20 protein-coding genes and 1 riboswitch are annotated in these 23,890 nt (G+C 68.0%); of the genes, 19 read left to right on the top strand and 1 reads right to left on the bottom strand.

Annotated features, from left to right (window positions below; all coding sequences use genetic code 11):
- The 15 genes from ABFS34_05985 to ABFS34_05915 form a co-directional block, all read left to right on the top strand.
- A partial coding sequence (locus ABFS34_05985; protein MEN8374983.1) for a lysylphosphatidylglycerol synthase domain-containing protein occupies positions 1–461 on the top strand: 461 nt, incomplete at its 5' end.
- A 1-nt stretch (position 462) separates the two neighbouring features.
- Positions 463–1,515, top strand: coding sequence for a glycosyltransferase family 2 protein (locus ABFS34_05980; protein MEN8374982.1), 1,053 nt, complete (start codon positions 463–465; stop codon positions 1,513–1,515).
- An 11-nt stretch (positions 1,516–1,526) separates the two neighbouring features.
- Positions 1,527–2,987 carry a glycosyltransferase family 39 protein gene (locus ABFS34_05975; protein MEN8374981.1) on the top strand — a complete coding sequence of 487 codons (1,461 nt, stop codon included), beginning with the start codon at positions 1,527–1,529 and terminating at the stop codon, positions 2,985–2,987.
- 172 nt (positions 2,988–3,159) lie between these two features.
- Positions 3,160–3,251, top strand: a riboswitch (cyclic di-GMP riboswitch).
- Positions 3,252–3,435: 184 nt separating this feature from the next.
- A complete protein-coding gene (locus tag ABFS34_05970) occupies positions 3,436–4,818 on the top strand; it encodes an Ig-like domain-containing protein (GenBank protein MEN8374980.1) in 1,383 nt (460 codons plus the stop codon).
- A gap of 14 nt (positions 4,819–4,832) precedes the next feature.
- Positions 4,833–5,159 carry a hypothetical protein gene (locus tag ABFS34_05965; GenBank protein MEN8374979.1) on the top strand — a complete coding sequence of 109 codons (327 nt, stop codon included), beginning with the start codon at positions 4,833–4,835 and terminating at the stop codon, positions 5,157–5,159.
- Positions 5,160–6,015: 856 nt separating this feature from the next.
- Positions 6,016–7,230 carry a hypothetical protein gene (locus tag ABFS34_05960; protein MEN8374978.1) on the top strand — a complete coding sequence of 405 codons (1,215 nt, stop codon included), beginning with the start codon at positions 6,016–6,018 and terminating at the stop codon, positions 7,228–7,230.
- Entirely contained in the window at positions 7,227–8,477 is a 1,251-nt protein-coding gene (locus ABFS34_05955; protein ID MEN8374977.1) for a glycosyltransferase family 4 protein, read from the top strand. The genes ABFS34_05960 and ABFS34_05955 overlap by 4 nt, the downstream gene beginning before the upstream one ends.
- A gap of 284 nt (positions 8,478–8,761) precedes the next feature.
- On the top strand, positions 8,762–9,877 hold the full coding sequence (locus ABFS34_05950; GenBank protein MEN8374976.1) for an O-antigen ligase family protein: 1,116 nt from the start codon (positions 8,762–8,764) through the stop codon (positions 9,875–9,877).
- Between the two features lie 31 nt (positions 9,878–9,908).
- Complete coding sequence (locus tag ABFS34_05945) at positions 9,909–10,808, top strand: polysaccharide deacetylase family protein (GenBank protein MEN8374975.1); 900 nt, start codon at positions 9,909–9,911, stop codon at positions 10,806–10,808.
- Positions 10,805–12,001 (top strand): ATP-grasp domain-containing protein, encoded by a 1,197-nt coding sequence (locus tag ABFS34_05940; protein ID MEN8374974.1) that lies wholly within the window; start codon positions 10,805–10,807, stop codon positions 11,999–12,001. The genes ABFS34_05945 and ABFS34_05940 overlap by 4 nt, the downstream gene beginning before the upstream one ends.
- 68 nt (positions 12,002–12,069) lie before the next feature.
- On the top strand, positions 12,070–13,128 hold the full coding sequence (locus ABFS34_05935) for a glycosyltransferase (protein MEN8374973.1): 1,059 nt from the start codon (positions 12,070–12,072) through the stop codon (positions 13,126–13,128).
- Positions 13,129–13,898: 770 nt separating this feature from the next.
- The gene (locus ABFS34_05930) at positions 13,899–14,579 is read left to right on the top strand and encodes a hypothetical protein (protein MEN8374972.1); all 681 of its coding nucleotides are present in this window, start codon (positions 13,899–13,901) and stop codon (positions 14,577–14,579) included.
- A gap of 193 nt (positions 14,580–14,772) precedes the next feature.
- A complete protein-coding gene (locus ABFS34_05925) occupies positions 14,773–15,240 on the top strand; it encodes a hypothetical protein (GenBank protein ID MEN8374971.1) in 468 nt (155 codons plus the stop codon).
- Between the two features lie 72 nt (positions 15,241–15,312).
- Entirely contained in the window at positions 15,313–16,221 is a 909-nt protein-coding gene (locus ABFS34_05920) for an ABC transporter permease (protein MEN8374970.1), read from the top strand.
- Positions 16,222–16,229: 8 nt separating this feature from the next.
- Positions 16,230–17,399, top strand: coding sequence for a glycosyltransferase family 4 protein (locus ABFS34_05915; GenBank protein ID MEN8374969.1), 1,170 nt, complete (start codon positions 16,230–16,232; stop codon positions 17,397–17,399).
- 11 nt (positions 17,400–17,410) lie between these two features.
- Here the strand turns inward: ABFS34_05915 and ABFS34_05910 are convergent, their stop codons facing one another.
- The gene (locus tag ABFS34_05910; GenBank protein ID MEN8374968.1) at positions 17,411–19,096 is read right to left on the bottom strand and encodes a glycosyltransferase family 39 protein; all 1,686 of its coding nucleotides are present in this window, start codon (positions 19,094–19,096) and stop codon (positions 17,411–17,413) included.
- A gap of 258 nt (positions 19,097–19,354) precedes the next feature.
- On the opposite strand from ABFS34_05910, the gene ABFS34_05905 reads away from it, so the two are divergent.
- From ABFS34_05905 to ABFS34_05890, 4 genes are read left to right on the top strand one after another with little or no spacing between them, the layout of a single operon-like run.
- Positions 19,355–20,485, top strand: coding sequence for a glycosyltransferase (locus ABFS34_05905; protein MEN8374967.1), 1,131 nt, complete (start codon positions 19,355–19,357; stop codon positions 20,483–20,485).
- Positions 20,482–21,660 (top strand): glycosyltransferase, encoded by a 1,179-nt coding sequence (locus ABFS34_05900; GenBank protein ID MEN8374966.1) that lies wholly within the window; start codon positions 20,482–20,484, stop codon positions 21,658–21,660. Before ABFS34_05905 ends, ABFS34_05900 begins: the two co-directional genes overlap by 4 nt.
- Positions 21,657–22,679, top strand: a complete 1,023-nt coding sequence (locus tag ABFS34_05895; GenBank protein ID MEN8374965.1) for an orotate phosphoribosyltransferase — start codon at positions 21,657–21,659, stop codon at positions 22,677–22,679. The genes ABFS34_05900 and ABFS34_05895 overlap by 4 nt, the downstream gene beginning before the upstream one ends.
- Position 22,680: 1 nt before the next feature.
- On the top strand, positions 22,681–23,883 hold the full coding sequence (locus ABFS34_05890; GenBank protein MEN8374964.1) for a polysaccharide ABC transporter ATP-binding protein: 1,203 nt from the start codon (positions 22,681–22,683) through the stop codon (positions 23,881–23,883).
- The last annotated feature ends 7 nt before the right edge of the window (positions 23,884–23,890 follow it).

Genomic DNA, 23,890 nt, shown 5'->3' with positions numbered 1-23,890 from the left:
TGGTCTCCCTGTTGGTCGCGGTCGCGTTGCTGCGCCGGCTGGTTCGCTCCGACGCGGTGTTGAGGCGTTTCGGACCGGCGCTGGAGCTCGTGCGGCGGCTGCGGCGTTCCCCGGGCGAGCTGGCGAGGATCGCCGCGCTTGGCCTCGTCGTTCAGGGGCTGTACATCGTGGCGTGGGCGTTGCTGGCCACGGCGCTCGGCCTGCGTCTGCCGCCCGCGCTGTTTCTTGCGGCCGTGCCCGTCGTGAGCCTGCTCGCAATGCTGCCTGTGTCGCTGTCCGGTATAGGCGTGCGGGAGGGGGCCTGGCTCCTGCTCTTGGCGCCGTTCGGCGTAGCCGCCGCTGACGCGGTGGCCTACAGCCTGGTCTTCTTCATCGGTTTCGCGCTCGTGGGCGCGATCGGCGGCGTGGTGTACTCAATGATGGGTACGTCGCTGCGCGGGGTGCGGGCGGAGGTGACCTGACATGAATGGGGAGGCAGTGCAGACGCACACGGATGCCATGCGGGATGACGCCGCGGCGCCGAGCGCCGACGTGATCGGTGGTGGCGAGCCGCCCTCGGCGGGGCCCGATCTCTCAATCGTCGTGCCGGTATTCGACGAGGTGGGGACGCTTCGCGAGCTGGTGACGTCGGTCTCGGAAGTCGTCGCCGGGTTGGGCCTGACGCACCAAATGATCCTCGTGGACGACGGCTCGAGGGACGGCAGCGCCGAGCTTCTCGACGAGTTGGCCCGAGAAGATAAGCGCCTCGAGGTCTTCCACTTTCGCTCGAACAGGGGGAAGGCGGAGGCGCTCAACGTAGCGTTCGCCGCGGCCAGCGGCGGCGTGGTCGTCACCATGGACGCCGACCTCCAGGACGTGCCGTCGGAGATGCCCAAGCTGCTCGCGCCGCTGGACGAGTTCGACATGGTGTCGGGCTGGAAGCAGAACCGACACGACCCACTCAACAAGACGTTACCAAGCCGGTTCTTCAACTGGGTAACGGCGCGCGTGTCCGGACTCGACCTGCACGATTTCAACTGCGGGTACAAGGCCTATCGCGCGGAGGTCGTTCGAGAACTCGATCTGTACGGCGAGATGCACCGTTTCATCCCGGTGCTGGCCGCCTGGCGCGGGTTTCGGGTCGGCGAGGTGGCCGTGGAGCACGCGCCGCGCACACATGGCAGGAGCAAGTACGGCATCAGCCGCCTCTTCAAGGGGGCGTACGACCTGCTCACGGTATTCATGCTTACGCGCTTCGAGCACCGCCCCATGCACCTGTTCGGCAGCGTCGGCCTCACGATAGGAATGGTCGGGTTCGCCATTCTGGTCTACATGAGTTACCTGCGCCTCGTCCTGGATGAGAACATCGGGACCCGGCCGCTCCTGTTCCTGGGGATCGTTCTGCTCTTGACGGGCGTCCAGCTCGTGTCTGCCGGCTTGGTGGGCGAGCTCATCATTCGCCGAACCCGGCCGCCCCGGGCCCACGCGCCGCCGATGCGGCGGTCCGGGGCCGCTCGCCGCGCGCAGGATCGCTGACGGACTCCGAGGTGTCTCTCCAGGACGCGGGCCACCGCTCCTTCGTCGCCCGTGAGCGCTGGCTGCTCGCGGCCGTGCTGCTGCTGGCGGCCGCCGTCCGCGTCTGGGGTCTGGGAACCCTGGCGTTCGAGCAGGATGAGCTGTACACCCTGCGCGACGCGGCGGATTTCGGCGCGAGCGCGGGGGATGGGCCGGGAATCCTCGGGCGTCCTCTCTACTATCTGCTACAGCACGCGCTGCTACTCGTCCTGCCGGCCGAGCCATGGCTATTGAGGGCGCCGGCGGCTTTGTTCGGGCTCCTGGGTGTTGCGGCCACCTGGTGGGCCGGACGGCGTCTCATCGGTCCCGTCGGAGGGTTGGCGGCGGCCGCGCTCGTGGCGATCTCGCCCTGGCACATCTACCACTCCCAGTTCGCCCGGTACTGGACGCTCCTGTACCTGCTTGCCGTGCTGCTTTACGCGGCGTTGCCTCCGGCGCTGGATGGGTCATCCCGGTGGGCTCGGGTTGTCGCGGTGACGGTCGGACTGCTCGCGGCGCTTACGCACCCCACGTTCCTGTTCGCGCTGGTAGGCGTCGCGATTGCGACGACGATCGTGACCGCGGAGGGGCACGTGCGCGCGCCCGTTCCTCGGGCCGGCCACCTCGTCCACGTGTGGGCGCCGATGTTGGCGCCGCTCGCGCTGTGGTACGGACTGGTACGCCTGCTGGATGGCGGGCGGGCCTTGCGTAACCCGGGGGCGTTCGGGGGCGAGTGGAGCTCACGCCTCGTGCCCGCGATCATCCAATGGGCGGGGCCGGTGGTGGTGGTCGCCGCGCTCGTCGGCGTGGTCGTGCTCTGGCGGCGAGCCGGCACCCGCCGCCTCGCTGCGACGTGCGCGGGCGGCCTGGCCTCGGTGCTCCTGCTGCTGCTGCTGGCCGGGACCCGCACCGCGGTCTTCGCCGACTACGGCACCGCGGCGCTGCCGCTCCTCTTCCTCGCCGCCGGCGCGGCGGTGCAGCGGGCGCACGAAGGGTTGGGGGGGCGCTTTGCAGCTGGCTTCGTCGCGATCCTTCTGGCGGGCGTCCTGCCGCAGACCGTGTCGCACCTGGCCGACGGAACTCGCTTCGACTTCCGCCCGGCGCACGCGGCCATCCGAGAGGTCGGCGCGGCTCCCGTCGTCGCGTGGCCCGTCATCGTCCACCGCTACTACGCTCCCGACCTGAGCGTGATCGAGTCGGACGGCGACCCGGCCAAGCTCGACCAGGTGCTGGCGGAATCCGGCGGCTTCTGGGCCATTTCGGCCATTCGGCGTAGGGGCCTGGTACCGGGCGGGCCGCGCGCACAGCGCTGGATCGACGAGCACTGCCGCCGCCGCGGCCACTGGGAGGCCGCGCGGCTCGACTATCGGCGCTACGCAGTGGCGCTGGACTGGTGCGGTCCGACAGACCCTCGCCCCTCCAGGGCGCCTTCGGCCCAAGACCGCGATCCCTGACACTTTTTCCGATCAGGGCGAAAAATGGTCGGTCCACCGGACGCCCCGTCGCGCAATCCCACGTCCCCTTCACAGCCTTCCAAGTCTCTTTCGTAAAACGATTTGTCGACCCTCGCGCGCGCGTGACGCGAATCGGCACCGGCGTTGCCCTCCATCCCGGGCGTACACAGATCGCTGCCAAGAGCAAACCCGTCGAAAGGCGGTGGCGCAGAGCTACGGGGCTGTGACGGCGTGGGACGCCGTCGTGCCGGCCGGGCCGCCAGCGAGGTCGCCTCGCCGGCGGCCTTCTCGTTGCGGGCGGATCTTAGTGGGGGGAGCTGCTCGCGGGACGCAAAACTGCGGAGCTCGTATGACGCGCAGCGACACCACCCTGATCGCTCATCCCCGAACCACCACCACAACCCGCCACGGCCGACGTCCAGGGCTTGTCCTCCGGGCGCTGCCGGCCTTGCTGGTCGCCAGCCTGGGAGCGACCGGGTGCGCGGATCTGTTCGGGCCCGACGAGGGCGAGATCATCGCCCTCAACCCCACGATCTTCTTCGCCAACGGATCGCCCGGGGAGACGGTCGGGGAACTGCTCGAGATCCAACTGATCGACAAGAAGGGGTTCCCGCGGGCGGGAGTCGAGGTCGTTTGGAGAGTCAAGGAAGGCGGAGGCAGCGTTACCCCCGGCACCTCGGTCACCGACCAGGACGGCGTGACTTCCGCAACCTGGACCCTCGGCCATGACGGCGAGTATCAAAAACTCACGGCGAAGGCCCGCAAATCGAGACCATTCCATTTCGAGGCATTCGTCGAGGGCGCCGGTGGAGGCACCGACTCCGGAAGCACCGGCACCACCGACGGCAGTGCGGGCATTTCGCCTGGGAAGGTCACGTTCGCGGGGTTCGGGGCCACTCGGACGCTGGTGGTTACGCTGCCCGACGGCAGCAACCCGGCTCCCGAGCAGGTCACCTGGTCGAGCAGCAACCCGGACGCGATTACGGTGGACAAAGCGGGAGTCATCACGGCGATAGCAGTCGGCGCGGCGGTCGTCACGGCCGCGGTAGGCGACTGGTCGTCCACGAGCAACGCGTCCGTTGTCGCCATCGGCGCGGACGGAGTCCTGCTGCGCGAGGACTACTCTCAGTACAGCTCGACCGGACACTTCATGAACGATCCGTTCAGCCTCTACACCGAGACCGAGGATCGTCATCCGGGCCTGATCCAGATCGACGCGGGTCACAGCTACGACGCCAACGGCGGCTCGATGCGCTACGACTTCCCGGACAGGTCGTTGTCGGACCGTCGCTGCAACGACTACTCGATCGGCCGCAATCTGGCGTTTCCCGAGCTACGCGAGATCTGGGTGGAGGCGCACGTCCGCTTCGATAGGGGGTGGGACACGGTGGCTCCGACCGACTGGAGCTGCGGATCCAACCCGGACTACAAGCTCATGGGTGGTCGCGTGAAGCACTGGAGCGGCTCCACGAACGGGGCCTCCAGGTTTGGACTGAAGAACGGAAACGGTCAGGGTCGGCGCTGGGAGTGGGTTGATCCTGATGGCGTTCGCCGGTGGGCGGGAGGCGACGGCTCCGCAGCCTGGGATGGCGAGTGGCATACGGTCCGGTTGTGGATGAGAACGTCGAGCGCACCCAACGTGCCGGACGGGGGATCCGCTCTCTGGGTCGACGGAGAGTTGATGAGCGTGGAGACCAACTTCGTGGTCAATCGCCGCGGAGTGTACGGAATCTACCTCGGCCGGAACCTGAACCAGGGGCCGGCAAGGGCGCAGTCGATATGGTGGGACGACATAACGGTCTGGGCACGTGACCCGGGCTGGCCGCGGTGACGCTGGCAGCGTTGATGGGTGTTCTGACGGCGGCGGGCGAGAGTCCGCCGCCGTTCGCTTTGTACCGGATATCGCTGGGACTACCCGCCGCCACGCAAACGGGATTCCAGCGGTTCGAGGCACCGAAGCAGGCGCTGGTACGTCGAGCGGAACACCGGCTCGCCCTCGCCGAACGGGTCTGGAATCGCTCGCCGCTCGATCGGCTGCGGGTCCAGGTCGCCAAGTCGGACGATCGAGGGTCCCGCGGCTCCATGGAGTTCTCTGGCTCGGCGTTCCTGGATGCCATCCATGACGAGAACGAGTTCCGCCCAGCGCAGATCTTCCTCCGTCACCAACTTTGAGATGTGTCCGCTCAGGTTGACCCGGTGGACCCGTGCCGCCTCCTGCGCCTCGGGAGGTGACCGGCGGCCAGGTCCGATAAAACCCCCGGAACGGGCTTCCGCGCCGGCCGCGGCTAGCCTCCGCTCGACGAACGGGCTGCGGATAATGTTGCCGTGGCAAAGCACGAGGATGCGATCTGCCGGGCCCTCGGCCAGGCGGGTGAGCGCCGCCGAACGGCGGCGTCCGTGCAGGAGCCTGTCCGGCAGGTGACGGATCGCTCGGGCCAGTAGTCTCACGGATAGGCCTCGGCCAAAGGTCCAACCTTGCTGAGAGATTTACCTGCGAAGGTAGCACGAGAGGGTCGGCCCGCGTCGGGGTCAAGGCCGAAGGTTGGCGGATCGCCCAGATCTCGTGGCGGGTGACGACTGCTCGGCTACGCCAGGAACCTTGGCCCGGCAAGTGCAGCGATGTCCACCTACTTTGACGGAGGGCCTTGGCTGGTGGACGAACCGGCATGGCAGAACAAGTGGCAGGCCCGCGGGCTTGCCAGCTCCGCCTTTGGTCACGGCGAGGTCGTCGCGCTCAGGCGACGCTCTCGCCATGATTGTTGCGTGCCCTCTACAGATTGCGTCAGTTCTCTGGCTTCGGCGGTCCCCTTGACAGGGCATGGACGTTGCGCAGTTCTCTCAAGCAATGATTCGGCAATCGGTCGCCCACAGAATCCGTACTGCTGCCAATCGGCACGTCATCTACCCGTTGGCGCTAGCTGTTACGCAGCAAACCGGGACCAGCCGACACCTGAGGCTCATGCGAGCTCGCGAGTGGTCGAATCCGGACTCAGTGGTCGAACGTCAACGGCTTGCCTTGTTGCGCTTGATGGCTCTCGCGAGACAGGGGTCCGCTCACTATCGCGCGTCGCTTCCCTCCCGCGCACATCCGGATGCTCCTCTGGCAGAGCTGCTGCAGTCGCTCCCGATCCTCGAGCGGGAAAAGGTTCAGCAGGCCGCCGACGCGGTCCGTATCGTGGGGTACAGGGGCCGGACCAGCACGAAGACGACCGGCGGCTCAACCGGCCAGGCAGTGTGCGTCGTGAAAAACGCCGACGCGGTGGCGCGGGAGAGGGCGGCTTCGTGGCTCGGACACGGTTGGTTCGGAGTCCGATCGGGCGATCGCAACGTCAGATTCTGGGGGGGAGCGACGACGCTATCCAGAGGCTTCGCCTCGGTGGCAGCCGACATCGCAATGAACCGCTCTACCTTCCCCGCATTCGCCTTCGACGACGATCGGTTGGCCCAGTACTGGTCGAGGTGTCGCTCGATAAGGCCTCGATACGTGTATGGATACGTTTCCATGTTGGAAGAGTTCGCGCGCTTTCTGCTCCGAAACGACCTTAGCGGGTCTGAACTCGGGATTCGGGTCGTGATCACGACGGCCGAGGTGCTTGCAGAGTCCCAGCGACGGCTTATCAGCGATGCGTTCGGTGCACCGGTCCAGAATGAATACGGGTGCGGGGAGGTGGGCCCGATCGCCTACGGGTGTCCAGCGGGATCCCTGCACATCATGGCGGAAAACGTCATCGTCGAGACGGTAGATGCGGATGGGTGGCGCGTCCCGGACGGTGAACCTGGAGAGATCCTCGTTACCGACCTGGGGAACGACGCCATGCCGCTGATCCGATACCGGCTGGGCGACTCCGGCACCCTCGGTCAGCCGTGTTCGTGCGGGCGGGCGTGGCCGGTCCTCCTCAGGATCTGGGGGAGAGCCTACGATTTCGTCGCCGATGGCGAGGGGCGGAAGTACCACGGCGAGTTCTTCATGTATCTATTCGAGGATCTCAGGCACCGCGGAGTACGGGTGGATCAGTTTCAGGTGCGCCAATCTGCGGAGGGGGCGCTGTGCATCCACCTCAGGCAGAGTGGCGCGGACGGCGCCGTCGACACCCTCGAGAGGGTCCGCCGGGAGGCCGCAAAAAGGCTGCCCGGAATGCCCATTACCGTTCGCTGGGTAGGTGAGATTCCACGTGAGAGCTCGGGTAAGCTACGCCTCATCGTCAACGAGTCCGGTGGGTCGCCGCGGGGGGTCGGTCGGTGAGCGCTGACCGACCGCGGCTGCTGTTTCTCGGCCAAACGCTGCCCTATCCGCCCGACAGTGGTGTCGCTATTCGGACCTACAACGTTCTCCGGCTACTCGCCGAGCGCTACGATGTCGACGCTCTATTCTTCTGGCGGACCCGCAGTACTTCCGATGGCCCACTCGTATTGGCGCGTACGGCCGCCCTCGGTCCACTGGCTCGCGTGCAGGCCTTTCCGATTCCCCAGGAGCACTCCCGCTTGCGCTTCGGGTTCGACAACCTGGTCAGCCTCGCGTCCGGTCAGCCCTACACGCGATACGCGTACAGTTCGGGGCGGTTTCTTGCGGCCCTCACGCGCTTGCTCCGGGAGAAGGAGTACAGTCTCGTCCACGTCGACAGCCTGGACCTGGTGAGATACTTGCCGCTTTTGCCTCTCGACCGGACGGTCTGTGCTCACCACAACGTCGAATCCGCGCTGCTCGTGCGCCGCAGCGAATGGGGGCCGAACACGCTTGCCCGAAAGGTGATGCGCAGGCAGGGTCGTCTCGTGGAAAGAGCCGAGGCTCGTTGGTGTCCACGAGTACGCCTCAACGTGGCCGTATCCGAGCGGGACGCGGAGCACTTCAGAACCGTCGCTCCCGGCTCGAACGTCTGCGTCGTGCCTAACGGCGTGGACGTCAACGCGTTCCAGCCGCGGGAGGGCCGGGAGAACGGCCTGGTGTTCGTCGGCGGCACGTCCTGGTTTCCGAACCGGGACGCCCTTTCTTTCTTTTCACGCGACGTGTTGCCCGAAGTGCGCCGCTTGCGTCCGAATCTAGGCGTATCGTGGGTTGGCCGAGCGACCCCCGGGGAGATAGAGCTCCATGCCGAGTTGGGCGTGCAGATGACGGGATACGTAGAGGATGTTCGGCCACATGTTGCTGATGCGGCGTGTGTCATCGTGCCGGTACGTGTCGGGGGGGGGACGCGGCTGAAGATTCTTGACGCATGGGCCATGGGGAAGGCCGTAGTCAGCACGAGCGTTGGGTGCGAAGGGCTCGAGGCGATACACGGGAGGAACATCCTCGTCGCGGATGAGCCTGCCGCATTCGCCGAAGCGGCCGTCCGGGTTTCCGAGGACGAGGAGCTGCGGATGCGGCTGGGGGTCGGCGCGCGAGAAACAGCAGTAGAGCGCTATGCGTGGAGCGCCATCGGCGAGGACATGCACGAGGATTACGCTAAGGTGGCTGTCTCACTGAACGGGGAGTTGGTGGGGGCGGGGTCATGAATGGCCGTGTCGTGGCCGGCGAGCAGAGGCGGCAAAGGGGGGCCAGCAGGCGCAGCCGCGTTCCCGGAGAACAGGTTGCCACGGGGTGGGATCCGCTGCTAATCGCCGTGGCGGTCGCAACCCTGGCGTTCGTATGGCGACTCCAGGACCTGTTCCCTTTGGCCGGGTCGCTGCAAGTACCCACCGTATCTATTCTCGCCGCCACGGGATTGGCCCTCTTCGGGCCCCGAGCGGGGCGTCGGTGGGAGCCTTTGGCGCGACATCCGATCGCCAGACTGGCAGGCGTGATACTCGCGCTGATGTTGCTCTCGGTGCCGACGAGCCTGTATCAGGGACTCAGCTTTCGATTCATTTTTCAGGATCACGTCAAGACCCTCCTGCTGTCGGCATTGCTCGTTTACGCGGTCCGTTCCTGGAAGGACATCGAGCGATTGGCACTCGTGCACCTCGCCGGCGCAGCGCTCTATGCGTACGTCATAACAACGCGTTTCACCGTAGACACCGGCGGGCGTCTCGGCAGGCTTCTCTATTACGACGCGAATGACGTAGGATTGCTACTCGTCTGTTGTCTTCCCCTCGGCGTATTTTTTCTTCGGCCGGGCTCGTCTGCCTATCGCAAAACCATCGCCGCGATCGTGCTGGGCGCCTCGCTGTTGACGATCGTCAAGAGCGGTTCGCGTGGCGCGTTCCTGGGTCTGATCGCCGTAGGTGTATTCTTGGCTCTCGCCTATCGCGCGATTCCGAGTGCGCGCAGGCTGGTGGCGGTCGGGGTGCTGGCCGGTTTCTTCCTGGTGGTAGCCGGCGATCAGTATTGGTCGCTCATGGAGAGCATGCTGTCGCCCACCGAGGACTACAACTGGGAGTCTGATTCGGGTCGCAAGCAGGTCTGGACCAGGGGCCTTACGTACATGGCCGAAAACCCGCTCACCGGGGTGGGGGTCGCGGCCTTTCCCGTCGCCGAGGGGACGGTATCTGCGCGGGCTTCTTTGCAGGAGTACGGCATCGGGTTCAAGTGGTCGGCGGCCCACAATTCATTCGTGCAGATTGGTGCGGAGCTAGGCGTCGGAGGCCTGTTGGCGTTCGTGGCCATGCTCTGGATCGCGCTACGGGGGTCCTTCCGCCTGGGACTCCTGGCAGGTCCTCGGGGACCGCCCGGAAGCGATCAGTCGGCGGCTGGTGCTCTTGGCCAGGCCCTCACGGCCAGCCTCGTTGGATACTGCGTGGTCGGTTTCTTCTTGTCCCACGCATATTCGGCCTTTCTGTATTCACTGCTCGCCATGGTCGTCGGGCTGACGACAGTCGCCGCGCCGCCGCCGCCGGCCAAACGTGGGAACTTGATTAGCGGCAGGCGGCGGGGGCTTCGGCGCCCACCCGCGGGAGCAAGGATCCTCGAGCGCTAGCGTGCCGTGACCGCGCGGGGCTGAGCGGCCTATGGCCAGATCATTCGTCAAACGAGCGTTCGAGACCGGCCTGCTCCACCTGGGGCCGGCGGCATACGGTCGCGCCCGCCACAGGGATCGGACGCTTGTTCTAGCGTACCACAACATTCTGCCGCGAGGCGAAGCGCCCGTGGGAGACAGGTCGCTGCACCTCCCTCAAGACCTGTTCGGCGCCCAGCTCGACGCCCTGGTCGCTGAGTGCGAGGTGGTACCACTGACGGAGGCTTTGCTGCAAAGGGAGCCGAGCGAAGGCCGGCCGCGCGTCGCGATCACGTTCGACGATGCTTACGCCGGCGCGCTCGAGGTAGGGGTGGAGGAGCTGGTCAGGCGGAATCTCCCGGCGACGATGTTCGTGGCACCGGGCATTCTGGGCGGACGCACTCTATGGTGGGACGCGACAGGTGGCGACGGCAAGCTGAGGGACCGGGTTCTGTCGGAAGGCCACGGGCACCCGGATGTGGCGCGGCAAATGTGGATCGCGGGGGGAGGAACCTGGGTCGAGACGCCCGATTATGCGCGGTCCGGCTCTGCCGCTTCGGTTGCCCGATTCGCTGCGCTGAAGGGAATGTCGCTTGGCGCTCACGGGTGGCTCCATCTCAATCTAGCGACCGCAGCGTCTGCCGCGCGTGACAGAGAGTTGAGGGCACCCCTCGACTGGTTCGAGGAACAGGCACTCCAGGTCCAGCCCGTGCTCGCGTACCCCTTTGGCCTCTACTCCCGGGATGTCCCCGATGCGGTGCGGGCGGTCGGGTACGAGAGCGCGCTTCGTGTGGACGGCGGCTGGCTGCCCTCGTTGCAACGCGGGACCGCCTTCGAGGAGCCGCGTTTGAACGTTGCGGCGGGGTTGAGTACGCGGGGGTTCCGCCTCCGGCTCGCGGGGCTTTTTCGGTGATTGAACCGTCCGTAATCGTCACGGACGGCGAGCAGCGCGCGTCGTTGGCGGTGGTCCGGTCACTCGGGGCCGCCGGGTGGACCGTCCGAGTGGTCGCAGAGGCCCGGCGGTCGCTGGCGGGCGCTTCTCGTTTTGCGGCGTCCCGGCATGCCGCCCGGTCCCCTCTTCGCGACCCCGTCGGGTTTCTCGAAGAGCTGACCGAGGTCGTGAGGAAGTACCGTCCGTCGGTCGTACTTCCCGTTTCCGAGGCTGCTCTCCTCGCGGTGAGCCGAGACCCGTCCAGACTGGCTCCCGCCTCGGTTCCGTTTCCGCCTCTCGAGACCGTGCTACGCGCTTCGGACAAGGGTGAGATCGTCCGCCTCGCCCAGCGGCTCGGCATCGCCGTGCCGCACACGGTTTGTCTGGACGCACCGAGGACCCTGAGCGACGACGAGTTGACAGCCCTCGGACTACCCATCGTCATCAAGCCCGCGCGGTCGGTTCGCCCGCTGGAGGAGCCCGGGGTCAAGTTCTCCGTGAAGTATGCGCGAGATGCCGCCGAGCTGGCCGAATCCGTAGCGGCGATGCCCGCTGCGGCATTTCCCCTCCTGCTTCAAAGGCGAGTGGTGGGGCCCGGTGTGGGAGTGTTCCTGTTGGTGGACCGGGGCGATGTACTGGCTACTTTCGCCCACCGCCGAATCCGTGAACGCCCGCCGAGCGGTGGCGTAAGCGTATACCGGCAGAGTGCCCCTCTTTCCGAGGAGCTGCGCGAGTCTGCCCTCGCGTTGCTGGCCGAACTTGACTGGAGCGGTGTCGCAATGGTGGAGTTCAAGCTGGATGAGGCGATGGGAGTTCCGCACGTCATGGAGGTGAACCCCCGACTGTGGGGTTCGCTTCAACTCGCCGTCGACGCCGGTGTAGATTTCCCGCTACTGCTGGCTGAGTGGGCGATTGGCAACCGGCCCGAGGTCGAACCCCACTACGCTGTGGATGTGGGCTCGCGCTGGCTATGGGGCGAGGTGGACCACTTGATCGCAAGGGTTCGGGCCGGTAACACGTTCGGAATTCGGGGAAGTTTTGCGGTCGGAGCCGCGACCTTGCGCGAACAGCTCCGTGGCAGAGGAAGCCGCACTCGCCTGGAGGTGCTACGGGTTGGAGATCCGAAGCCGTTCCTCGCCGAGAGCGCCCGCTGGGTGCGGGATCTGTTCGCATGAATGACCCGCGCCCAGGACAGGGGCCTCTCCGGGTTCTGCACATCATCCAGAACCTGAACTACGGGGGAATGGAGCGCGTCCTGGCGGATCTGGTCAACAGGCTGGATCAACGTCGGTTCGAGAGTCATGTCATGGCGCTTCAGTACGTAGGCCGATTCGGCCGCGACCTGGAGTCCGCGGCAACCGTACATCTCGGACCGCGGCAGGAGCGGGCGTCTCTGCTATGGCCGCGCCGCTTGGCGGAGGCGATCCGAAGGCTGGCCCCGGATGTCGTGCACACCCACAGCGGGGTCTGGTACAAGGCGGCTAAGGCGGCGCGAGCGGCCGGTGTTGCGAGACTGGTGCATACCGAACACGGTCGCCACGTACCCGATCCGTGGATTTCTCGCCGTCTGGACCGCGTCGCATCGCGTCGCACTGACGTAGTGGTGGCCGTATCCGAAAAGACGGCGACGCTGCTTGTCCGCGCAGTCGGAGTGGACCGCGACCGTGTCCGAGTCGTGCGCAACGGGATAGAGGCAAAGCGCGTCGCCAGTGCTGGTACGCGAGCGCTGCGCCGGTCATTCTCGATAGCCTCCGACGCCCGGATCGTCGCCAGCGTTGGACGCTTGGAGCCAGTGAAGGGGTACGACTTACTGATTGATGCCTTTGCCCGCCTCGCGCTAGTCGACTCGGGCGAGAGCCCGCCCGTGTTGATCGTAGCAGGCGACGGTTCCCAGCGTTCTGCACTCGAGGCGCGAGCGTTCGATTCGGGGATCGCTGACCAGATCCGTTTCGTGGGCTGGCTGGACGACGTGGCGTCGCTGTTGGAGGAGGCCTCGGTGTTCGCCCTGGGATCCCACAGCGAGGGGACATCGATCAGTCTGCTCGAGGCGATGGCCGCCGGTTGCTGCCCCGTGGTGACGGATGTCGGCGGAAACGCGGACGTTCTCGGGGCTGGTCTGGCCCACCGGCTTGTGCCACCGAGTGATGCCGACGCGCTCTCGACAGCACTGTCTCGTGCGCTGGAGGGCGCCGAGGAGAGGCGCGCCGATGGGGAGACTGCGCGAGAGCGCGTGCGCCGGGAGTTCGATCTGGGCACGATGGTGGAGCAGTATTCGGCCATCTACGAGGATCGAGAGGCGTGAGGCAGCGTATCCTGAAAGCGGCCGCCGGGAAATCTGGTGGGCCGCGACTGCTCCTGATTAGCTATCATTTTCCCCCGAGCGACCTGATCGGCGCGTTGAGGTGGCGCCGGATGGTGCCGCTCCTTTCCAGGGCCGGCTGGGGGGTCGATGTCGTGACCGCCCGACCGGCGAACGGATCCGCGGATCTGTCGTCGCCGTCTCTATCGGAACTGCCCTCGGATACGAGCGTCATTGAAGTGCCCGACCCGACGCCAATTGCGGCACGCGTGGAGCGTTGTATCTGGAAGGCCTACCGTGGCGTACGGCCGCGCGATCTTACCTCCGAGCCTCGCGCAGCATCTGCTGGGGGCGGTGTGGTTTTGGCCGGTGGTGAACCTGGCCATGAGGGGACAGCGCCATCCCCAACTCGCCGCCCGTTGGCCATCCCCGTGGCCGATATCCGTTGGGATCCGATGTCGGCGCGCGGTTGGCTGCGAGCATTTTGGGCGCGCCTCGAGCGAACGAGAGGCAGAGCGTGGGCGCGCGCAGCCGCGCACGTCGCGGTTGGCCTGAGCCGCTCGAGCCGTTACTCGGCACTGATCGTGTCGTCCCCCCCTCACTGGACTCAAGACGCTGGGCGACTCGTAGCCGGCGCGACGGGACTTCCCTACATAGCGGACCTCAGAGACCCATGGGCCGCAACAGCGTTCCTGTCCGAATCGGTAGCGAGTCCGGCATGGCTTCGCATGGCCCGCCGGGAAGAGGCGAGGGTCGTCCGACTGGCTTCTTTGGTGCTCGCCAACACCGAGCCCGCCGCCGAAGCGCTTCGGACTGCGCACCCGTGGGCGTGGGACAAGGTGACGGTGGTTCGGAACGGGTGGGACCAGCTCGCGCACACTTCGATACCGCGAGGGCGCTTCACCGTCTCCTATGCGGGTACTATTTACGGCGACCGTTCGCCCTCACCCCTCTTCGAGGCGGTCGCCAGACTCCGCGCTGTGCGGCCTCTAAGCCCGAAAACATTCGGGGTCGAGTTCATGGGCCGGATCGAGCCTGGCGAGGACTGGGTTGTGGCTCTCGCCGACGCCGCTGGCGTCGCGGACCTTGTGCGCCTGCATCCGGCCGCGGACAGGCAAGCCGCAGCTCGGTTCATGGCGCGGGCGGCTGTGCTGGTGAGTCTACCTTGGGGACAGGACCTCGCGGTACCCGCGAAGGTGTACGACTATCTGACGTTCGAAGCATGGCCTCTTATTCTGGCACGATCCAATAGCGCACCGGCCCGCATGCTCGCCGGGACCGGTGCCCATGTAGCGGACCCGGGCGACCCCGCGGGCATCGCAGAGCTTCTGTGTGGGCTCTACGACAGGTGGTGCGCCGGCGAGAGACCGGGTCCGGTCGCGGGTCGGGAGGCTTTCAGCAGAGCGGCTGCGGCCAGCGCACTGGTTGAATGCCTGGAAGCCTATGTGGAGTAGGCGTTTGCGCCGATCGATGACCCGCAACGGGATACGATGTTTGCGATCGGCAAGAGAACCCGGCGCTCGGTTCGCCACTGGCACGGGTTCTGCCTCTCATTGCGGCGTCGAGTGGGCACGAACGCCCGCATGCCCTATCTGTGGAAGGGATGGACCGGGTGCCCAGCGATCTTCCAGATCCAAGAGCAAAAACATGATGAAGAAGACCATTCTGCTCGTAGCCGTGGCCGCGGCCGCGCTCGGCGCCTGCCGGGACGACCCGGTCGGGCCAACGCTGATCGGCCTGGAATGCACCCAGCCGGACGGATCGCTGCAGGAATGCGACCTGATCCTGGCCGAGGCCGGCGGTTTTCGCGTGACGCTCTTGTCCACCGAGTGCATGGTCAGCGGCAACGCCGTTCGCATCACCAAGCCCGCGGTGACCAATCCGGTGCTCACCTCCGACGGCTGCGCGGAGAGCCCGGGCGTGCTGGGAGAGTTTTCCGGACCCTTCGCCGCGGGGACTCCGGTGTCCATCCAGATCGAATCGGCCAGGGCGGGGGGCAATGCCGGGCTTCGCGCGGTCGGCCAGTTCCCCCAATGGACGGTCGAGTTCGAGGACGGTGGGGACAACGACTTCAACGACCTGGTGCTTCTGATCACCGCGCTTCCCGCCGCCTGACCCGCGGGTGCCAATCGAGTGATTACTACATCTACGCCCGATGCGCAGGTCGGGTACTCCGCCGAGACCGCAATGGCTGAAGCCGCGCGTGGTTCGCCGGAGGGCGGGTCCCCGCCTCGCCGCCGGCTGTTCGGCACGCTGCGCGAGATCGCCTCCGAGACCTGGCAGTACCGCCAGCTGACCTACCAGCTCGCCCTCCGCGACGTGCGGATTCGCTACAAGCAGGCGGTCATGGGGTTCGCCTGGGCCATTCTGATGCCGGGCCTGATAGTCCTCGCCGGGGCGCTCGTGCGCTACGCGATGGCGTACGTTTCGGGCAGCGATGTCAACGGCGGTGAGATAGCCGGGATGGCCGTGAAGGCGGTTCCGTGGGCCTTCTTCGTGGGTGCGATCGGCTTCGCGACGACGAGCCTGACCGGCAACGCCCAACTGGTCGGCAAGGTGTATTTTCCGCGCGAAGCGCTGCCGCTGGCTTCCGTCCTGGCGCAGTCGTTCGACTCGACGGTCGGCTCGATCGCGCTGTTGCTCGCCCTGCCCTTGATGGGCGTGGCGTACTCGTTCGGAATCCTGCTGTGGATCCCGCTGCTGGCGGCGCTGCTCTTCGCCTTCACACTCGGTACGGCGCTGCTGCTGAGCTGCGCGAACCTGTTCTTCCGGGACGTCAAATACATCGTGCAGGTGCTGCTGACGTTCGGGATCTTCTTCACGCCGGTGTTCTTCGAGCCGGCGATGTTCGGGCCGCTCGGCGCGCAGATCATGATGCTCAACCCGCTTGCCCCGCTTCTGGAAGGCTTCCGACTGGCCGTTGTGGAGGGGCACAACCTGCTGCAGCCCCTCACCGTCGTGAGCGGTCGTGGCGCCGAAGTAATCGCGTGGAGCCCCGAGTACCTGCTCTACGCGGCTGCGTCCGCGGTCGGCGCGCTGACGGTCGGCGCACTCGTGTTCCACCGGTTCGAGTTCGTCTTCGCAGAGTACGTCTGAGGCGGGCCATGCCCACGGCGATGTCGGCTATGCGCATCGGGCTCATCGCGCCCGAATTCAAGGAGTTCGGCGGCATGGCCGAGTTCGGCCGGCAGCTGGCGGCCGGATTGGCTCCGCGGGACGACGTGGTCGTGTTTACCCGCCACGACGCCCCCGGCGACGACGAGCGCTGGCAGGGCATCCCCCTGCGGCGGGTCCTCACGCGTGAGCTGAGTGCCGACCTGGCCGTGCTGGCCGATCACCGCTGCGATGTCTGGTTCGCCTGCAACGCCGGCTACGCCGCGGCCGCGTCGCACCTGTCTGCTCCCCTGGCGATCTACGTGAACGGCAACGACCTGCTGCGCCCCTGGGTGCACCGGTCGCGGCCCTGGGTCCGGCACATTGAGACGTCCACGGTGGTGTGGCGGATCGTCCCAGCATTGCGCGAGCGGCTGCGCGTGCGTGACCTGCGCAAGGGGTTGGCCGATGCCGCGGGCATACTGGCCAACAGCGCCAACACGGCGGCCATCCTGGCGCGTCTCTATCCGGGCAACGAGGGTCACACCAGCGTTGTGCATCCGGGGGTTGCCGAGGACTTCTTCCAGGAGCGACCGGAGCGGCGACCTGGGCCGCTTCGGCTGCTGACCGTGACGCGACTGGACCGTGGCACGCCACGCAAGAACGTAGACGGGGTCCTGCGCGCGCTCGCCCTGCTGCCGTCGGATCTCGATGTGCGCTACACGGTCGTGGGCGATGGCAAGGACCGCAGCCGGGTTGAGAACCTCGCCGAAGAGCTCGGGGTGGCCGGACGCACCAGATTCGAGGGATTCGTGGGCCGCGAGCGCCTCAAGGAACTCTATGCCGACGCGGACCTCTTCGTCCTGGCCTCACGCGCCAGCGACACCGACGTGGAGGGCTTCGGGATCGTCTACATGGAGGCGTCCGCCGCGGGTACGCCGGTGATCTGCAGCCGCACGGGCGGGTCCATTGACGCGGTCGTCGATGGCGAGAACGGGCTGCTCATCAGGGACTCCGAGCCCACTACGATCGCGGCCGCGCTCGGGATCTACGCCGACCACCCGGGGCAGTTCGACCCGGAGCGCGTGCGCGCGGTCGCGGAGGGATTCCGCTGGCCGGCCATCGCAGCCCGCGTGCGCACCATCCTGGAACGGTGCGCTGCCGGCAGGGGCGAGCGGTGAGCCGCGGAACCCTAGCGGCGGGCGATACCGCCGTCCGCCGTGCACGCCCAGCCAGCGGGCGGCGTCGCGCCGCGCGCCGGAGCATCCCACGCGTATGCCACCATCCTCGTCGCCGGCGACAGCGCGATGCTGCGGGCCGTCGCCTCGATGAGATCCGCCGCCGCATCCGACACCCCCTCCGGGCGGCGCCACTCGCGGCGTTCCGCGACGATCATCCCGCTGGGGTTGCACGCCATGATCGCCTGCACGGCGGCGGCGGAGGCCACCTCGGGGCGATTCCACTGTCGGTCGCGCGTGGGCTCGGCGGCGAGGCCACCTCGCCGGTCGACGGCGCGTCCGAGCAACACGAAATCCAATCCGCCGAGCGCGTATGTCGCCTTGTGCGGGCTCGTTGCGACGATCACCGCGGCCCTCTCCGCCTCCTCGGCCAGACCACTGTCGGCGGCCAGCTCCCAGTCCGCCTCGCCCCGGTAGTGCCCACCGAGCCACCACTCGCCGTCGTCGACGGTGAGCATGCGGTAGGTGTAGGAGACGGCGTCCACGCTAGGGGCGGCAAACGCGGCCCAGCCGAGCACCGCCACGACCGTCAGGCCGAGCGCCAACGAACGCCGCTCGCGCGTCGCCTTTCCTCGCTCGAGGAGCGCAGCCAGGGCGCCGTGGGTCCACCCGATCAGGGTCGACGCGCCGATGGCCGCGAGGGCGTACGCCGCGGGCAAGGCGAAGTAGACGTAGCGTTCGTGGCGCCAGGCCGAGAAGGAGACGGCCAGAAGGGCCGCGCCCGCCATGACCGCCAGGTACGCCGCGAAGCGCGGGCGGCGGATCAAGGCCAGCGCCGCGAGCAGCGGCAGCAGCGACCAGGCGCCGCCGTAGAGACGCGCGAAGTAGTCGTAGTAGAAGCGGGGGCTCGGGTCGCGTCCCACCACCACCGCGCTGGGCGCGCTGTACGCGCGCGCGAAGCGCTCGCCGAGGCCGCCGAGCCAGACCCACGAGGCCAACGCAACGACCACCAGGGCGGCGAGCGCCCACGTCCAGCGGGGCGCGGTGGGCAGCTTCGCGCGCAGCGTGTAGATCGCGACCGGGAGCGCCGCCAGGCCGATGGCCGCCGCCGCCAGCGCGGTGCTGATCTGGAGGTGGTAGGCGACGGCCAGCGCCGTAACCGCGCCGACCGCGTACGCCGCCGCGCGCCGGTCCCAACGCTCCGGCCGCGAAGCCAGAGCGAACACGGCCACCGCCGCGGTCCACACCATCAGCGCATGCACGGTGTAGAAGCGGGCGCTCTGAGACAGATAGAGGTCGGTGGGGGCCAGAGCCACGAGCGCGGCCGCGATCCAGGCGGCGAGCGGGTCCGCGTAACTACGCACCGCGACAAACACGGCGCCCGCCAGCAGCGCGCCGGCGAGCACCGAGGGGAGCCGGGCCTGGGCGAGTCCTTCGCCGAAGACCCGCATGGAGCCGGCAACCAGCCAGGTGAAGAGTCGCGCACGGGTGTACTCCCCGCCGTCGGGCGAGAGCCGCAGGGAGCCGTCCTCCAGGAGCGAGCCACCGGCCATGAAGTGGTAGAGCTCGTCCATGTGCGGCGTGTGGTCGAGGCCCACCAGCCGCACGGCGAGCGCGGCGACCACCACGACCGCGCCGCCAATCCAGGCGCCACCGCGCAGGCGCTCGACGGCGGGGAGGTGCGACTTGGTGTGGCCCATGCGTTTCGCCTCTGGAGTGCCGCCCTCGGGCGGCGCGACCGTCCCCTTGCTGTCCGCAGGATCGCGGCCAAAGACTTGCAACTCGGACCGCGTGTCGCCCGAAAGAAGCGACGGCGCTCTCACCCCGCAACCGTGCGGCCTGCCGCCACGTGGCGGCTCGCCTTGCGCGCGCGCGCCGGACGTGCGTGCCGCGCGCGCGCGGCGGAGCGTGGGTTGAGCGTTGCGTCGATGCCACAACGACCGAGCCGGCAAGCCCGAATGACGGACGCGCTGAACATTCTGCACGTGTGCGCCCCGGCCCCCTTCGGGGGCCTGGAGCGGGTCGTCGCTGCCCTCACGGCGGGGCTGGCCGGGCGGGGTCATCGGGTGACGCTCGCGACCGTGCTGGACGTCGGCGCGGACGTGCCCGCGGCGATCACCGCGGCCGAGCACCGGGGTGTCGACCTGGTGCCGCTCAGGCTGCCGCCACGGGCGTACGGCGCCGAGCGGCACGCGGTTCGTACGCTCGCGCGCGGGTTCGGAGCGCAGATCCTGCACACCCACGGCTACCGCTCCGACGTGCTCGCGGGCCCGCTCGCCGCGGGCGTAGGCGCGGCGAGGGTCAGCACCGTGCACGGGTTCACCGGCGGTGGTCCGCGCAACCGCGCGTATGAATGGCTGCAGCGCAGGGCCCTGCGACGCTGCGACGCCGTCGTTGCGGTCTCGGCCGACCTGGCCGAGGCGCTGCTGGCCGCCGGCGTGACGGGGGTCAGCACCGTGGTCAACGGCGCGCCGCTGCCCACCCCCCCCGCGTCGGCCGCAGAAGCGCGCCGGGCGCTCGGTGCGTCCCCCACCGATTTTCACATCGGCTGGGTCGGCAGACTCAGCCCGGAGAAGGGCCCCGACGTGTTCCTCGAGGCTCTGGCGCGGCTGCCCGCGGACTTGTCCTGGCGCGCGTCGATAGTGGGCGATGGCCCGCTGCGTAGGTCCATGGAGGATCGCGCCGCCGCGCTGGGCCTCGACGGGCGGACCCGCTTTGCGGGCGAGCTGGCCAATGCGGCCAGGCTCATGTGCGGGTTCGACGTCGTCGTGCTGAGCTCGCGCCGCGAGGGCACCCCCGTGACCCTGCTGGAAGCGGTGGAGGCCGGGGTCCCGCTGGTCGCGACCCGGGTGGGGGGCGTGCCCGACGCGGTCGGCGCCGAGGGGGCGCTGTTCGCGGATTCGGAGGACGCCGCCGGACTGGCCGCCTCGATCGCGCAGATACACCGGGATCCCGCCGCGGCCAGGCGGCGCGCGGAAGCCGCGCGGCGCCCGCGCGGCGTCGCCACGGACTGGGTGGAGAGCTACGAGGACGTGTACCGAGTCGCACTGGGCGGCGCCGCCCGCCTCCAATCGGAGCAACCTCGATGACCGTGGCGTACGCCCTCCTGGTCGTCGCCATCGCGATAGGCGGCTACGCCTTCGTGGGCTATCCCGTGCTGCTCCGCGTGGCGGCGGCGTTGCGAAGGCCGGCGGCCGAGGACGGAGGCGAGTCGGAGTGGCCGTCGGTGACCGTGACCCTCACGGCGTACAACGAGGAGGCCCAGATGGCGGGGGCGCTCGACAGCCTGCTGGCGCTCGACTACCCCACCGAGCTGAGGCGCGTGCTGATCGTTTCCGACGGCTCCACGGACGGCACGGATCGCATCGTGCGCTCATACGCCGCGCGTGGCGTGGACCTCATCGCGCTCCCCGACCGCGTGGGCAAGACCGCCGCCGAGGGGGCGGCTCTGAGGGAAATCGACACCGATCTCGTCCTGAACACGGACGCATCCGTTCGCCCGCACCCCGCTTCGCTGAAGGCGCTGGTAGGTGCGTTCCGAGATCCCAGCGTCGGAGTGGCTTCCGGCAGGGACGTTAGCGTCAGCGGGGACGAGCACGCGGGTAACGAGGGGGAGCGGGGCTACGTGGGATACGAGATGGCGGTGCGCGCGCTGGAGACGCGCGTGCACGGAATCGTGGGCGCCTCCGGCAGCTGCTACCTGATCCGAGCTTCCCTGCACCGGCTCGCGCTGCCGGCCGGCCTCAGCCGGGACTTCGCGGCGGCGTTGCGCGCGCGGGAGCACGGGTATCGTGCCGTGTCCGTGGATACCGCCACGTGTCAGGTGCCGCGAGCCGCGTCGCTGCGCCGGGAGTACCGGCGCAAGGTCCGAACGATGGTGCGTGGAATGCGCACGCTCGCGTACAACAGCGCGCTGCTGAACCCGGCCCGTTATGGGGTCTTCGCCTGGATGTTGTGGAGCCACAAGGTGGCTCGCTGGGTGGTCCCCTGGGCGGCCCTGGCCGCGCTGGCGGCGACCGCCTTGCTCGCCGTCACCCAGACGTGGGCGCGCTTGGCCGTGGCCGGCGCCATCGGGCTCGGCCTGATCACCGCGCTCGCGTGGCTGCGCGACGGCCGGGTACCCCGGCCCTTCGCGTTGCCGGCGTGGGCCGCGCTCGGAAACCTCGCCGCCGTCCACGCCGCTTTGAAGGCGCTGGGCGGAGAGCAATCGGCCATCTGGGAGCCCACCCGCCGGGATCCGACCGCGACCGTGGAGGCCGCGTGAACTACCGGAGCTTCGACGACATGAACGCGCGCATCGTGGAGTGGGCGCTGACGCTCCCCGCCGACATCGACCTGATCGTGGGGGTGCCGCGTTCCGGCCTGCTGGCGGCCACGCTGCTGGCGCTGCACCGGAACCTTCCGATGGCCGACCTCGATGGATTCCTGGCGGGGCGCGTCTACGATGGAGGCCGGCGCTTCCGCGGCAAGTACGGCGTGGACGCCGTCGAGCGTTATCTGGACGAGCCTCGCTCGGTGCTCATCGTCGACGATTCGATCCGCTCCGGTGCGTCGCTTCGGGAGGTGAGAGAGCGCGTCGGTGCGGCCGCTCTGCCGCACCGGATCCGCTACGGGGTGGTTTTCGCGGACCTGGGAACACTGGACGAGGTCGACCACTACTGCGAGGTCGTAGCCGCCCCCCGAGCTTTCGAATGGAATCTCCTGCACGCCGACTGGTTGATGTCCTATAGCTGCGTCGACATCGACGGCGTCTTGTGCCCCGATCCGACGCCGCAGCAGAACGACGACGGTTCCGCCTATCTCGATTTCATAGCCAACGCACCCGCACTGCACACGCCCAACGTGCAGGTCGGCTGGCTGGTTACCTGCCGCCTGGAAAAGTACCGGCCGGCTACCGAGGCGTGGCTGGAGAAGAACGGGATTCGGTACAGCGAACTGCTCATGATGGACTATCCGGACGCGGAGTCGCGTCGGGCCGCGGGCGCGTACGGGGCCTTCAAGTCAGACGTGTATTGCACGACCGGCGCGTTGTTTTTCGTGGAGAGCAATCCCAGTCAGGCGAGCGAGATAGCCCAGCGGTCGGGCAAGCCCGTCTACTGCATGGGGACTCGTTCGCTCGTGCGGCCCAGTCTGATCGCACAAAGCCGTCGCAGAGGAGTCGACTGGCTCGCCAGGGGCTGGGTAGGTGCCGCTCGACGTCAGGTCTTGCGGCTCATCAAGCGTGCGGCCGGTAAGTCGGCTGTGGAGGCCAGTACCCAGGCCGGTACCAAGGATATGAACTGATATGACGCAGGACAGCGTACACTTCGACCGTGTCTGGAAGAAGTTCCGCCGGGGAGAGTTGCATGACAGCCTGCGGGATCTCGTGCCCTCGATCGCGGGGCGGTTGCTGGGTCGCAGGCGCGCCGGCGCGGACGAACTCGAGGGGACCGAATTCTGGGCTGTTCGGGACGTCTCCTTCACGGTCGATCCCGGCGAGGCCCTGGGCATCATCGGCCCCAACGGGGCGGGCAAATCCACCATCCTCAAGCTGCTCACGCGGATCCTGCGGCCGACCCGCGGAAGCTGTGGCGTGAGCGGGCGGGTGGGCTCGATGATCGAGATCGCGGCCGGCTTCCACCCCGACCTGACGGGTCGCGAGAACCTGTTCCTGCAGGGCTCGATCATGGGGATGACGCAGGAGGAAATCACCGCGCAGTTCGACCGGATCGTCGACTTCAGCGAACTGGCGGACTTCATCGACACCCCCGTCAAGCGCTACTCCAGCGGCATGAACGCCCGCCTGGGGTTCGCCATCGCCGCGCACCTCGCCCCCGACGTGCTGATCATCGACGAGATCCTGGCGGTGGGCGATCTGCGATTCCAGCGCAAGGCGTTCGACCGCATCGGCGAGATCGCGGGCCAGAACATCCCGGTCGTGATCGTGTCCCACCAGTTGGACCGGATCGCCGCGCTGTGCACGAAGGCGATCCTGCTCGACGCCGGCGAGGTCGCGTTTCGGGGCCCCCCCGGTGAGTGCGTAGCCCAGTATATCGCGGGTTCGAGCGAGGTCGCGGGCTCGGGAGGCGAGCGTCTCCCGGTTCAGCTGCGCCGGCTCACGATGGAGGACGAGCCCATGCTCACGTCGGGTCAGACGATCCGGGTGAAGCTCGAGGGGGAGGTGCGGCCGCCCGCGTCGCCGACGCAGACCGTCAGCTTCCGCGTGCGGTCCGTTCAGAAGGCACAGACGATGTTCGCCTTCAACCTGGAGGCCGAGGACATCGCCATGCCGCGGGAGGGCCCGTTCACCGTCGACCTGGAGCTGAAAGTCAATCTGGGCGGGGGCCTCTACTCGATCGAGAGCTCCGTGTTCGATGTGGCCGAACGGCGCCATCTCGCGTTCGGCCCGAACGTGCTTTTCCAGATCCCGGTTGATCCCGGCTTTTTCGGTGTCGTCAACATGGAGCACCGCGTGGAGCTGAAGCAGCCGGAGCCCGCCAAGCCCTGATCGGCGT

This window comes from Gemmatimonadota bacterium (assembly GCA_039715185.1).
Taxonomy (GTDB): domain Bacteria; phylum Gemmatimonadota; class Gemmatimonadetes; order Longimicrobiales; family RSA9; genus DATHRK01.
The sequence above is the reverse complement of the archived record's forward strand: the minus strand, read 5'-3'. Positions and strand labels throughout refer to the sequence as shown.